Source organism: Flavobacterium cheongpyeongense (assembly GCF_003202435.1).
Taxonomy (GTDB): Bacteria; Bacteroidota; Bacteroidia; order Flavobacteriales; family Flavobacteriaceae; genus Flavobacterium; species Flavobacterium cheongpyeongense.
Window position 1 is genome coordinate 38,135 of the sequence record NZ_QJHK01000025.1, and the last position, 14,315, is coordinate 52,449.

The following is a 14,315-nucleotide window of genomic DNA, read 5'->3' on the forward strand; positions in this document are numbered from 1 at the left end:
ACAAAACTTTTTAGTAATATATTTGCAAAGCAATAATACGCCAAAAATATGGAATTTATAAATAGAATTGAGTTTGCTGAAATTATTTACAAAAAGGTCAGTGATAATAAAGTTCTTCTTTCAAAACAGTTTGAAGAATCGAATAAAGTAATAGGCTATTTTTTTTTAGATGATCTGCTCCCTCAGGAAATAGCAATCGAATTGAACAAAGTTTTTCCTGAGCAGAGTCAAATGGTTCTCAAAAAAAGTATTAAGGAAGATAAATATATTGCTGTTCAGATGAATTTATATAATCCTGTACTTGAAGAAATTATTTATGCTTTTCAGGATAGAAGAATTGTAGAGCTAATTGGTGAAATTTGTCAAATTAAAGATCCAATTCCAGATGAATTTCTGTATGCCGGAGGACTTTCTATGATGGGCAATAAACAGTTCCTGAATCCGCATCTGGATAACTCACATGATAAAGACCGGGAACGCTGGCGTGTACTGAATTTGTTATATTACGTAACTCCCAATTGGAAAGAGGAATATGGAGGTAATCTGGAGTTATGGCCGGATGGTTTAAAAAACAATCAAATTACAATTCATAGTAAATTCAACAGGCTGATCGTTATGGCAACACATAACAAATCATTGCACTCTGTATCGCCAGTTGTGTATGAAGGATTTAGATGCTGCATTTCGAATTATTATTTTTCAAAAAACCCTGTTCTTGCCACGGATAAATTTCATGTAACTTCTTTTAGAGGAAGACCTGAACATAAATTTACCGACATAGTTTTGAAAATGGATACTTTCCTAAGAATGAATATTAGAAAAATATTCAAAAAAGGAATTAAAGAAAATCCACACATTTATAAGAAATAATTACACGGACCGCTGCACCACTTCAAAAATTCGCTCATCCTCACATTTCAGTGTTTTAGATGGGAATTTCATCAACAAAGCATAATCGTGAGTGGCCATGATAATGGTTTTACCGTTGGCATTGATTTTTTTCAATACTTCCAGAACTTCAGAACTCGTTTGTGGATCAAGGTTTCCGGTAGGTTCATCGGCAAGTATAAATTCAGGATCGTTTAACAGAGCTCTTGCAATCGCAACACGCTGTTGTTCACCTCCAGAAAGCTGATGCGGCATTTTATTCATAAAATCTTTCATGCCCACTTTATCCAGAACTTCATCGATTTTGTGCTGCATGGCTTCTTTTTCTACCCAGCCAGTTGCTTTAAGAACAAATAACATATTGTCTTTTACCGTTCTGTCAGGAAGCAATTTGAAGTCCTGAAATACAATTCCGATTTTACGTCTCAGATACGGAATCTGACTTTCTTTTAACTCAGCCAAATCAAATTCAACTATATGTCCTTCACCTTCAGAAAGAGGCAAATCACCATACAAAGTTTTCATGAAACTGCTTTTTCCGGAACCTGTTTTTCCAATAATATAGATAAACTCTCCATGCTCAACTTCTAAATTGATGTGTGATAAAATTTTTCTTCCTTCCTGAAATATAGTGACATCTTTAAGAGATAGTACGGTTTCTGACATAATAAAATTGATTTGAATGTAAAAGTAATAAGTTAACGGTTGGATTCAAAATAAATTTTAATCATTTGGACAGAAAAAAAATATTCATAAACAGTATGTGTAATATTCTTTATCGATAAACTATCTTACTATAAACGAATCGGTTTGAAATAATTCTAATCAGGATTTTAAAGCTCCTGAAGGCTCAAAAAATAAAACGGTATAACTTTTGTTCATAATAAAAGCTTAAAACGTTTCGTTATAAACGGTATAAAATGATACATTTGAATACTAAATACAATTAAAATGCGTAAAATTTTCTGGTTCTTTTTAATACCATTTGTCTTTTTTTCAGCTATGGTTTCGGCACAAAAATCAGCTATATATACATACGACTTAAAGGATTTTGACAAAGCAGTGGCTTTGTATAATGATAAACAATACGTTTCGGCCCAGCATATTTTTGAAAATGTGAAAAATCAGGCTACTACAGAAGAAGTAAAATCAGATTGTGCCTACTATATTGCCAATTGTGCCATTAGAACCAATCAGGCAAATGCTGATGAGCTGATGGAAAAGTTTGTGGATGATTATCCAACAAGTACCAAGCAAAATCAAGCTTATATTGAGGCAGCACATTACTTCTTCGAACAGGGAAATTACCCAAAAGCATTACAATGGTTTGATAAAGTAGAAGAAAGTTATATGAGTAAATCTGAGCGGGATAAATTTAATTTTCAAAAAGGTTATAGTTATTTTAATGCTAAAAACAAAAAACAGGCAACTGCCTATTTTAACAAAGTACTAAATTCTCCTGAATTTGGTTCTCAAGCCAAATACTACCTTGGGTTTATGGCTTATGAAGGCGATGATTATAAAGAAGCTACCAAATATTTTGATGAGGTTTCTGGCGAAGAAAAATACAAAGAAAAACTTTCCTATTTTCAGGCGGATATGAATTTTAAACTGGGAAATTTTCAAAAAGCAATCGAATTGGGACAGGCAGCAATGGCTAAATCGAATGCTGTTGAAAAATCTGAACTAAATAAAATTATCGGAGAAAGTTATTTTAATTTAAAACAATATGGTAAAGCTATTCCGTATTTAGAACAATACGCAGGAAAAAAAGGAAAATGGAATAATACCGATTTTTATCAGCTAGGTTACGCTTATTATGAGCAGAAAGACTATGAAAAAGCGATTTCACAATTTAATAAAATCATTGAAGGAAAAGATTTCGTGGCGCAAAATGCGTATTATCATTTAGGTTTGGCTTATCTCAACACAGCAAAAAAACAAGAGGCTTTAAATGCCTTTAAGAATGCTTCCGAAATGGATTTTAATACGCAGATTCAGGAAGATGCGGCTTTAAATTATGCCAAACTGAGTTATGAAATTGGAAACGCCTACCAAACAGTACCAGGTATTTTACTTGATTTCCTGAAAAAATATCCAAATAATTCAAACAGACCGGAAATTGAAAAATTATTGGTAGATTCTTATATCTCAACCAAAAATTACAAGGAAGCATTGGTTTTATTAGAGAAAAACAGGACACCCGAAAATAAATCAGCGTATCAAAAAGTGCTTTTTTACAGAGGAGTTGAATTATACAATGAATCTAATTATACAGAAGCACTAAAAATGTTTAATGGTGCTGTAAAAGAACAGAAAACTCCTGATTTTACAGCTCGTGCTGCTTTCTGGAAAGCAGAATCGGAATATGTAACAGGCGATTTTAAAAATGCATTATTGAGCTACAAGCAATTTGCAGGTTTATCGGAAGCAAAAGCAACCGACGAATATAAAAATATCAATTACAACATCGGGTACACCTATTTTAAACTGAAAGAATATGATCAGGCACGAAATTCTTTTCAGGAGCAGATTGATAAAGCACCGGCAGACAAAGTGCGCCTGAATGATTCGTATTTGCGTTTGGGAGATTCCCGGTTCGTAACATCTAAATATGCTGAGGCAATGGAAGCATATGGCAAAGCAATCACTGCGAAAAGTACTGATGCTGATTATGCACAGTTTCAAAAAGCAATTTCATACGGATTTATGTCCAGAAACGATAAAAAAATTGATGAGCTGAATAATTTCCTCCTGATGTATAAAAAATCAGAATATCGTGATGATGCTTTGTTTGAATTGGCCAATACGTATGTTGCCGGAAACAAGGATGATCAGGCTGTTAAAACGTATGATCAGTTGATTTCAGAATACAAAAACGGCTCGTTCACCGCGAAATCTATTTTAAGGCAAGGATTGATTTATTACAATTCAGACCAATATGAACTGGCCTTGCTAAAATTTAAGAAAGTCACTGCAGAATTTCCTAGAACTCCTGAAGCTCTTGAGGCGGTATCCACAGCCAGACTGATCTATGTTGATTCAGGAAAAGTAGACGAATATGCAACCTGGGTACGAACATTGGATTTTGTTTCGGTTACAGATGCAGAACTGGATAATGATACGTATGACGCTGCTTTTAAACAATACAGCCAGAATAACAGCAAGCAGGCAATTACAGGTTTTGCAGGTTATGTAAGTAAATTTCCGTCAGGATTACATTCATTGGAGGCTAATTTTTACCTGGCACAGTTACTTTATGCCGAAGGGTCAGAAACGAAATCAGTTGCGAATTACCAATACGTAACCGATCAACCCAGAAACGAATTTACAGAACAATCACTAAACAGACTGGCTCAGATTTATCTAAAAGCAAAAGATTGTGATAAGGCAATTCCAGTTTTAATTCGCTTAAGTGAGGAATCTGATGCTGCTCAAAATCAAAATTATGCACAGGCAAATTTGATGAAATGTTATTACGATAAAAAAGACTACAGTAATTCCGTAAGATATGCTGACAAGGTGCTTCAAAATCCTAAAGCAGATGCAAATGTAAAAGCAGATGCACAAATCATTGTAGCGCGTGCCGCAATGCAAACAGGTGACGAAGAGAAGGCAAAAGCTGCTTACGCAAAATTATCGACAACATCAAAAGGTGAACTGGCTGCCGAAGCACTGTATTATGATGCTTACTTTAAAACCAAAGAAGGCAAATTTGATGCATCGAATGCTTCAGTTCAGAAATTAGCTAAAAATTACTCAGGTTATAAATACTACGGTGCGAAAGGTCTTGTTTTAATGGCTAAAAACTTCTACGGACTAAAAGACAGCTATCAGGCGACTTATATTTTGGATAACGTAATCAACAATTTTACTGATTATACGGATGTAGTTGAAGAAGCTAAAAGGGAGTTAAACGTAATCAAATTGGAAGAGTCTAAAACCAATTCGTCAATTACAAAATAGTTTTATAAGTAAAAAGTAAGATGTTATCTGTAAAAGGAACATAAAGGAAATTACATTTTACATCTCACAAATCACATTTTACAAGTTATGAGTTTACCTTTTTATATAGTTGATGTTTTTACAGATAAAAAATATGCCGGAAATCAATTGGCAGTTTTTTTAGATGCTGGAAATTTGAGTTCAGATGAAATGCAAAAGATTGCACGCGAAATTAATTTTGCAGAAAGCACTTTTGTGACCAAGCTGGATAAAGAAAATAATAAGGCAGAAATTAAAATATTTACACCCTCCCAGGAAATGCAGTTTGCGGGTCATCCGATAATTGGAACCTCATGGGTTTTGATCAATAAAATATTCGATAATTCGCCTGAAAATATAAAATTAAATGTTCCAATTGGGCCAATTGCTATTCATCAATCTGAGGATTTGATCTGGTTAAAAGCTGCACAGCCAAAATTTTGGGATATTTTCTCGAAAGAAGATTTTACATTATTCAGTAATCTGAAAAACAGTGATTTTGAAAATCAATTTCCAATTCAGGAAGTGACAACCGGAAGTGCCTTTGTTATGGTTGGGTTAAGCAGTAAACGAGCATTGGAAAATTTGGTTTTGGATAAAGATAAAACGCATAAGTGGTTGAAAAACAATTGTAAAACAGCTCACCAAGGTTTGTATTTTTATTATTTGGAAGGCTCAAAACTATTTAGCAGAATGTTGTGTATTGAACATAATCAGTTAGTGGAAGATGCGGCTACAGGAAGTGCAAGTACCTGTTTGCAGGCTTATCTGTTAAAAAATCATAAACCAGAATTAGAATTAATCAATTATCAGGGAGATTATATAAACCGTCCCTCGCAAATTCATTTTAAAGGGAAATTAACCGGAAATGATTTTGACATAAAAATAGGAGGAAAAGCTCAGTTTATTGCCAAAGGCGAGTGGGAAGTTTAGTTAAATTAGAAAATAGAATAAAGAGTCAAGAATAAAGATTTAAGTTAAGAATAAAAAAACAAGGAGGTATTGCAAAAAGAGTTAAGATATAGAGATAAGTCTATCTTCTTTCTTCTTTAATCTTTGTTCTTAAAAAAATAAAATATGAAAATTAATTTCCAGAATAAAACTATCGTTTTGATTTTGCTGTTTGTTTTTCAGCTTTCATTTTCGCAAAAGAAAAATGAAAATATCGGAACCGAAACCGTAAACGTAGTAAAGCCGTATTCACCAACACTATCAGATGCAGATAAAGTAAAAGAAAACCCTTCGCTGGATGACAGTGGCAATCAGCCCAAAGAAATTATTAAATACAGTATTCTGTCTGTTCCCGTGGCTTCTACTTTTACACCCTCAAAAGGAAATGCCCAAGGAGTAGAAAGATCGAAACAGGAACGTTTGTATAATAATTATGCTACTATTGGAGCAGGAAATTATAGTACACTTAATGCTGAATTGTTTGTTAATCAGGATTTAGGGAATGATGATTTTGTGTCAGGAATGTTTCGCCACCATTCATCGCAGGGCGGAATTAAAGATGTGCTTCTAAATGATGAATTTTATGATACAGCATTAAACATTGGTTATGGTCAAAATAATCGGGAAATGTCCTGGAATATTGAATTAGGATACCAAAATCAGATATACAACTGGTATGGTTTGCCAGTTGATTTTGGTTCGGCTTTACTTCCTGAAGAACGTTTTGATTTAATCAATAAAATTAATCCAAATCATTCGTATAATACGATTTCTTTGGGAGGAAATATCGAGTTTGATGAAAGTGTTTTTAGCAAAATAGCAGCAAAATTCACACACTTTTCGGATAGCTTTTCTTCTTCAGAAAATCGTTTTTACTTAAAACCGACTTTTAAAGTGGATGTAATGGATCAGTCCATCAATACCAATGTCATTATCGACCACGTAAGCGGAAGTTTCGAAAATAATTACTTAAAAACCAATACAGATCCTGTAAAATACAGCCTGACCAATTTTGGAATTGAACCAAGTTTTGTAGTCAATGAAAACGACTGGACTTTAGAATTAGGAGCAGGATTATTTTATGCATTGGATGCTGAAAATAGTGGGAACAAGTTTTATATCTATCCAAAAGTAAATGCTTCGTATAGATTGGTTGGAGATTTAATGATTTTCTATACAGGAGTAAATGGAAGTTTAAATCAGAATTCATACGCTGATTTTGTGACCGAAAATCCGTTTTTATCACCAACATTAAACTTGACACCATCAAGTACTCAATATAATGTTTTTGCTGGTTTGAAAGGAAAATTAGCGAATAATGTAAACTATAATTTGTCAGGTTCTTATTTAAATGAAAAAAACAAAGCCTTGTTTAAAAGCAATGATTATACAGAAGATGTTGCAAATGAGAGTTACGCTTACGGAAATTCTTTTGGAGTTGTTTATGAAGATATCAGGACATTTCGTTTTTATGCAGAATTAAAAGCTGATTTTTCTGAAAACGTTACTTTTGGAATCAACGGAACTTTTAATAGTTACAAAACTGATGAACCTGTAGAAGCGTGGAATTTACCCACAATCAGATTAAGCTCTAATCTGGATGTAAACATAACCAAACAATGGTATGCAGGTTTGAATGTTTTTTATGTGGGAGAACGTAAGGATATGCAGACTAAACAAACTGATTTTACTGTTCCGATATCAGGAGTTCCAGTTACCTTAAAAAGCTATTTTGATGCCAATGCACATTTGGGATACAAATTCAGCGAACGTTTGACATTCTTCTTAAAACTAAATAATATTGGAAATCAGGCTTATGAAAAATGGCTGAATTATCCTGTTCAGGGATTCCAGGTTTTAGGAGGAGCAAATTATAAATTTGATTTTTAGAAAGATTAAACCGCAAAAGTCAGCAAAGTTTTTATTGTATAAAGAGAAAACACAAAGTCCGCAAAGCTTTTTTATATAGCTTTGCGGACTTTAACTTTCAATTGGATTAAGCGAAGTTTTAAATCTCTTTGCAGTTAAATTTTCAAACTACATTTGCTTTTTTATTCCATAAAAGGAATAGCTATTCTTGTTTTATCCCAGCCCATATTCAAAACAACTCCTTTGTCAGCTTTAGTGAAAACCATTGAAAAAGCTTCAAGTGAATCTGTTCCTTCAGTAACAGGAATGCTTAATCTGGCAACGTCATTCGCATCTTTATAAGTATAAGAACCCCATACATTCAAATCTTTACTAATGATTACTGTACATGCATTTTTTTCAGGTAAAAGAAATAAAGTGTAAGCTCCGGCTTTTATTTTTGTATCACCTAATTTCATATCTTTATAAAATGTAATTTCAGCAGCTTCATTAGCTCCCGTTCTCCAGACTTTACCTTCAGGAATTAAAGTGCTTAATTCTCTGCCTTTCAATTGTGGACGGCTATAGATAATTCGAACAAGTTTAGCAGAATCTTTATAGTCATTAGGATAAGAAGCCATATCCATTGGACTTTTATCTAAATCAGGAAATTTTTGAGCATTGGCGTTAGATGATAAAAGCATAGTAATTCCAAATGCAACTGATGTAATAAATGTAGATGTTTTCATAGAATTGATTAAATTAATTAATTTGTTAAAATTATAGATTGTTTATCAAAAAATAAAAAACATCGTGTTAATTTTTTATGACTTTGAAATATTAATCTATTTTTACAGAATTACTTTAGATTAGAATTTGAATAGCAAAAAAAAAAATGACTTTCAAACAAAAAATACATACTCATTATTTAAAAATGGTTCAGGACCGAATAGATGTTTTTAAAGACATGATTTTGGCTTTGACCGAAGATTCTAAAAACGATGCCAAAGGATCTGCCGGTGACAAACACGAAACGGCTTTGTCGATGATGCACATCGAACAGGAGAAGCTAACCAACAAATTAAAAGAATCGATTGCTCAAAAAGCAATTTTAGATAAAATTGATTCTACGAAAACAACAGAAAATATTATTTCAGGAAGCCTGGTAAAAGCAAACGGAATTTATTTGTATTTGAGTGTGGCGCTTCCTAAAATAGCTATTGATGGAATAAATGTTATTGCACTTTCTCCGCAATCTCCTCTTGGTTCTCATCTGATGGGAAATAAGGCGGGTTTTCAATTCGAAATTAATAAGACGCATTATATAATCGAGAGCGTTGAATAAGTAATTAAAAAAGAATATTATGAAAAAGTTTTTTGGGCTTGTATTTTTGATTTGCATGAATTTGAATGCTCAGGATAATGAATTTAAAGTTTATGATAATGGTTTGATTTATTCGGAAAACGCTGTGGTAAAACTCAAACATATTGTTGATTCATTAAATTTAAAGTTTAAGGTATGTGAATTCAATAAAACATTTCTTTCTTGTGCTCAGACAAAAGCAAATTTTGTAAGATTAGAAAAAAATGACGTTTTAAAAGCTAAAAAGGATTTAGAAAACAATATTTCATATTTAGAATTTAAAGCTAAGTATCCTAAAGCAGCTTTTGAAGAAAATGTAGTTGTTTTAAAGTCTTAATTATACGAATTATAATAATGTAAAAAGTGTAGAATTTTCAAATTTACAATTGGGAAAAACTCAAAATGAAGTAATTACTTTTAATCAGAAAAACATAGATTCATATAAAAATAATTTTAAAGGGAGATGGGTTTTTGAATTTCAGGAAAAAACAGAATATTCAAAAGAATCATTAAATGCTTTTTATTTTATTGAAGAATTTAAAACTAAACCAATTTCAGATAAATATGCAAAATTAATTCAATATTCGGATTGTTTGGTCGATACAACAGCACAAATTTTTTATGATGAGGCAAAGGATTCAGGTGTTAGATATTATGATACTTTGCCAAATAAGGCTAAGAAATTTCAAGAATACATAAATAAAGTTTTGAAAAAACCAAGTTTTAGCGAAGAAAAACTTTCGCTTCTTTATCGTTTTGATCAAATAGATTTTGAAGATAATCCGAAGAAAAAAAAGAAAGGAGATGTTGTTACCAGAGAGGGTATTGAAAAGGAATATGAAGCTTTTCATAAAAAAACAAAAAAATGGGAATTATCAAAGCTGGTTCGAATGGATTCTTTAAAAAAAGCTGACATGAATTTTGATGTGATGCTCAAGGATGCATTAGTAGAGTCTAAAATAAATAAATCCTCAGATGATGAATTTGAAGAATATGTAGGGCGTTATATTGGTAGGAATGAGGAACTTGAATTAAAAAGAAACAGACGGGTAATTGGCGGTTGTAGCATGGATAGTAGTCCCAGAATACACGCCTTGAACATAGCAATGTTATCTGCGGAAACAATAAAATGGGAAATTTTTCTACGTTCTCATCTTAATATAATGAACGATCGTTTTGAGAGGGTAAGCGATGGAAGTTATGCCCAAAAAGAAAGAAATACATACATAAAAGAAATAGAAGTTTTAGATATAAATGTCCTTGATTTGATACTGGGAATATCTTTAAGAATAGAAAATCCATCTAAAAATCATTATTTTTCCAGTATTAACAGGGTTGGTCGTGCACTTTCTGAAAGCACTAATTCACAATTAGTTGAAACAAGTATTTTGGATATGATTTCTGATAATGAGTTAGATGATTACAATAGAATATTAATGTATTATTTGTTTGATAATTATAATTACAATTTAACAAATGAAAATACAAAAAAACTGAATAAATCTAAATTACAAAAGGCAGTCGCTACGATGCCTGATTATATTTCTTCCAGAATTATTTTTGAAAATTAAAATTTTTAAGTTTGAGCCTTTTTTTGATGTTAAAATTTTACATTTAATAAGTAAATTGATTGTTTTGATTGATATTTGTAATTGATAGTGTTGTTTGTGTTTTTCAATTGTAACTAATAAGCCATCTTTGCCCTGTCAAAACAAAATTAAAAGAAAAAAAATATAAAATTATGTGTGGAATTGTATGTGCCTTTGATTTAAAGCAAAAAGCCGAGACCTTAAGACCTCAAGTATTAGAAATGTCTAAAATCATTCGTCATCGCGGACCGGACTGGAGCGGGATATATAGCAATGATAAAGCCATTCTTTCGCATGAGCGTTTGGCAATTGTTGATCCGGCTTCAGGAAAACAGCCTTTGTTTACAGAAGATAAAAAATTGGTTTTGGCTGCAAATGGCGAAATCTACAACCACAGAGAATTGCGTAAACAATTTGAAGGAAAATATAACTTTCAGACTGAAAGTGACTGCGAAGTTATTCTGGCTCTTTACAAAGAAAAAGGACCTCATTTTGTGGATGAAATGAATGGTATCTTCGGATTTGCAATTTATGATGTTGAGAAAGACGAATACTTCATTGCTCGTGATCACATGGGAATTATTCCATTGTACATCGGTTGGGATCAGGACGGAACTTTCTATGTAGCATCAGAATTGAAAGCTTTAGAAGGATATTGTACAAAAATCGAATTATTTCCTCCGGGACATTATATGACAGGCAAAGACGGTGAATTTGTACAATGGTACAAAAGAGACTGGACAGAATATGATGCAGTAAAAGATAATGAAACAAGTATTCCTGCAATTAAAGAAGCTTTAGAAGCAGCGGTTCACAGACAATTAATGAGTGATGTTCCTTATGGAGTTTTACTTTCTGGTGGTTTGGATTCTTCTATTACTTCGGCTGTAGCTAAAAAATACGCACAAAAACGTATTGAGTCTGATGATACTACTGATGCATGGTATCCACAATTACACTCTTTCTCAGTTGGTCTGGAGGGTTCTCCTGATTTAGCTGCAGCAAGAAAAGTAGCAGATCATATTGGAACCATTCACCACGAAATTAAATTTACTATTCAGGAGGGTTTAGATGCGGTTCGTGATGTAATTTATAATTTAGAAACGTATGATGTAACTACTGTAAGAGCATCAACTCCAATGTGGTTAATGGCAAGAGTGATTAAATCGATGGGTATCAAAATGGTACTTTCAGGAGAAGGAGCTGATGAGTTGTTTGGAGGATATTTGTACTTCCATAAAGCGCCAAATGCGAGAGAATTTCACGAAGAAAACGTTCGCAAATTAGGTAAACTTCACATGTACGACTGTTTGCGTGCCAACAAAAGTTTAGCAGCATGGGGAATTGAAGGTCGTGTACCGTTCTTAGATAAAGAATTTATGGATGTTGCAATGCGTATCAATCCACAGGATAAAATGATTAACAAAGAACACCCGATGGAAAAATGGGTTGTTCGTAAAGCTTTTGAAGACATGCTCCCGGAAAGTGTGGCATGGAGACAAAAAGAGCAATTTAGTGATGGAGTAGGGTATAGCTGGATAGACACTTTGAAAGAAGTAGTTGCAGAAGCAGTTTCTGATGAACAATTGGCAAATGCGAAATATAAATTTCCATTACAGACTCCAACTTCAAAAGAAGAGTATTACTACCGTTCTATTTTTACAGAACATTTTCCAAGTGATGCTGCAGCATTATGCGTGCCTCAGGAAGCAAGTGTGGCTTGTAGTACAAAAATTGCTCTGGAGTGGGATGAAGCTTTCAAAAACATGAACGATCCTTCAGGAAGAGCAGTGACTAGTGTGCATGATGATGCCTACCAAAAAGCATAAAAAAGTTTAATTTTAGAACTTAATATTTATAGAAAAACGTTCTCTTTGAGGGCGTTTTTCTTGGTTTATAAAACTATTTAAATCATTTTATTTTGTGAGTTTAATCGTTTGTAAGTTCAATGTTTAGTTGAATTTTTTATATTTGGCTTTTTGCTGAAAAATGAAAATTTTTAGTAATTTAAGAAGGAAAGAAATAAAATATATAATAAAACAGAATAATATGGGTGGGATATTGTCCGTTATTGGTAAAGGAAAAGACCCGCAACTCGTAAAAGAACTTTCTAAAAGAATGTCGCATCGGGGAGCAGATGATAGTGATTTACATATTATGCAAAATGGCAGCATTTTAGCCAGTGAACGTATGTCTATTATAGATTTAGATTCAGGCAAGCAGCCAATTCAGGGTTCTAAAAACGCCTGGATGATTCACAATGGAGAAATTTACAACCATAAGGAATTAAGAGAAGGGATTTTAAAAAACCACACTTTCAGAACAAAATCAGATTCGGAAGTAATTGTACATTTATACGAAGAATTTGGTTATGATTTTTGTAATTTACTAGATGGGGATTTTGCCTTTGTAGTTGTTGATGGTGATGATTATATTGCTGGTAGGGACCCAATTGGAGTGAAGCCGTTATATTACGGGTTAGACGAAAGAGGAAGAATTTATTTCTCTTCAGAAATGAAATCAATTGCTGATCAGTGTAAGTCGTTTTCGACTTTTCCTCCGGGACATTATTATACTGCAAAAACAGGTTTTGTGAAATATTATGAGCCTGAATATGAGGAATATGAGAATGCTAATCAGCCACTTGACTTAGATTTGATAAGAGAATCTTTGATTGAAGCAACCCGTAAACGATTAATAAGCGATGTGCCGGTTGGAGTATTGCTTTCAGGTGGTCTGGATTCATCATTAACTTCGGCGATAGCTTCCCGATTATTAGCCGGAAGTAACGATAAACTAAAATCGTTTTCTATTGGTTTAGATGCTAATTCTCCGGATAATATCGCAGCAAGAAAAGCAGCAGGTTTTTTAGGAACCGAGCATCATGAGATTTATTTTTCTGTTGAAGAAGGATTTGAAATTTTAGAAAAATTGATTTACCACATTGAAACTTATGACGTAATCTCAGTGCGTTCCGGTGTACCAATGTACTTGCTGGCTAAAGTTGTGAAAGAAAAAGGGATAAAAGTAATTCTTTCGGGAGAAGGAGCTGATGAAGTTTTTGGTGGACATTTGTATTTTAGAAATGCACCATCATCAGAAGAGTTTCAGAAAGAAACTATTGAAAGAGTTCAAAAGCTCTTTACAGCAGATATATTACGTGCTGATAAATCGACAATGGCACATAGTTTAGAGGCTAGGGTCCCATTCTTGGATAAAGATTTTCTGAATGTCGCAATTCGGATAAAAACAGAAGAAAAACAGCCAAAAACATATGAAGCGGTTGAAAAATATATTCTAAGAAAAGCGTTTGATACACCTGGAGATCCTTATTTACCATCAGAAATTTTATGGAGACAAAAAGAGCAGTTTTCAGATGGAGTGGGGTATGAATGGGTAGATCGGTTAATTGAATATTGTACTTCTCAGGTTTCAGATGAGCAATTAGCTGGTGCAAGCATAGAATTTCCTTATAATTCACCAACAACCAAAGAAGCTTATTTATACAGGTCCATTTTTCATAAACATTATCCACAAGTCAGTGCCGCACAAACAGTAAGAAAATGGATTCCAAAATGGCAGAATAATCCTGATCCAAGCGGAAGAGCAAATGCTGCACATGTAAATGCAGATACCGAAATTGCAAAACCCGGAGTAACTGTTTAAATTGGAATTGAAAATTTTGTAATTTG

General features: G+C 33.1%; 11 protein-coding genes. 9 read left to right on the forward strand and 2 right to left on the reverse strand.

Features of this window, described 5'->3' with window-relative positions:
• Positions 1-48: 48 nt before the first annotated feature.
• On the forward strand, positions 49-870 hold the full coding sequence (locus DMB65_RS19605) for a 2OG-Fe(II) oxygenase (protein ID WP_110308330.1): 822 nt from the start codon (positions 49-51) through the stop codon (positions 868-870).
• Here the strand turns inward: DMB65_RS19605 and DMB65_RS19610 are convergent, their stop codons facing one another.
• Positions 871-1,554, reverse strand: coding sequence for a cell division ATP-binding protein FtsE (locus DMB65_RS19610; RefSeq protein WP_110308331.1), 684 nt, complete (start codon positions 1,552-1,554; stop codon positions 871-873).
• 285 nt (positions 1,555-1,839) lie between these two features.
• On the opposite strand from DMB65_RS19610, the gene DMB65_RS19615 reads away from it, so the two are divergent.
• The 3 genes from DMB65_RS19615 to DMB65_RS19625 all read left to right on the forward strand — a co-directional run bounded on the left by DMB65_RS19615 (position 1,840) and on the right by DMB65_RS19625 (position 7,713).
• Positions 1,840-4,854, forward strand: coding sequence for a tetratricopeptide repeat protein (locus DMB65_RS19615; protein ID WP_110308332.1), 3,015 nt, complete (start codon positions 1,840-1,842; stop codon positions 4,852-4,854).
• A gap of 87 nt (positions 4,855-4,941) precedes the next feature.
• Positions 4,942-5,805, forward strand: a complete 864-nt coding sequence (locus DMB65_RS19620; protein WP_110308333.1) for a PhzF family phenazine biosynthesis protein — start codon at positions 4,942-4,944, stop codon at positions 5,803-5,805.
• 144 nt (positions 5,806-5,949) lie between these two features.
• A complete protein-coding gene (locus tag DMB65_RS19625; RefSeq protein WP_110308334.1) occupies positions 5,950-7,713 on the forward strand; it encodes a TonB-dependent receptor in 1,764 nt (587 codons plus the stop codon).
• A gap of 161 nt (positions 7,714-7,874) precedes the next feature.
• Here DMB65_RS19625 and DMB65_RS19630 read toward each other — a convergent pair whose 3' ends face one another.
• On the reverse strand, positions 7,875-8,420 hold the full coding sequence (locus DMB65_RS19630) for a DUF2911 domain-containing protein (protein ID WP_110308335.1): 546 nt from the start codon (positions 8,418-8,420) through the stop codon (positions 7,875-7,877).
• 146 nt (positions 8,421-8,566) lie between these two features.
• On the opposite strand from DMB65_RS19630, the gene DMB65_RS19635 reads away from it, so the two are divergent.
• The 5 genes from DMB65_RS19635 to asnB (DMB65_RS19655) all read left to right on the forward strand — a co-directional run bounded on the left by DMB65_RS19635 (position 8,567) and on the right by asnB (DMB65_RS19655) (position 14,289).
• Entirely contained in the window at positions 8,567-9,016 is a 450-nt protein-coding gene (locus DMB65_RS19635; protein ID WP_110308336.1) for a hypothetical protein, read from the forward strand.
• A gap of 19 nt (positions 9,017-9,035) precedes the next feature.
• On the forward strand, positions 9,036-9,371 hold the full coding sequence (locus tag DMB65_RS19640; RefSeq protein WP_123955368.1) for a hypothetical protein: 336 nt from the start codon (positions 9,036-9,038) through the stop codon (positions 9,369-9,371).
• 49 nt (positions 9,372-9,420) lie between these two features.
• Positions 9,421-10,605 carry a hypothetical protein gene (locus DMB65_RS19645; protein ID WP_110308338.1) on the forward strand — a complete coding sequence of 395 codons (1,185 nt, stop codon included), beginning with the start codon at positions 9,421-9,423 and terminating at the stop codon, positions 10,603-10,605.
• Between the two features lie 170 nt (positions 10,606-10,775).
• The gene (gene asnB, locus DMB65_RS19650; RefSeq protein WP_110308339.1) at positions 10,776-12,452 is read left to right on the forward strand and encodes an asparagine synthase B; all 1,677 of its coding nucleotides are present in this window, start codon (positions 10,776-10,778) and stop codon (positions 12,450-12,452) included.
• 220 nt (positions 12,453-12,672) lie between these two features.
• On the forward strand, positions 12,673-14,289 hold the full coding sequence (asnB, locus tag DMB65_RS19655) for an asparagine synthase B (RefSeq protein ID WP_110308352.1): 1,617 nt from the start codon (positions 12,673-12,675) through the stop codon (positions 14,287-14,289).
• The last annotated feature ends 26 nt before the right edge of the window (positions 14,290-14,315 follow it).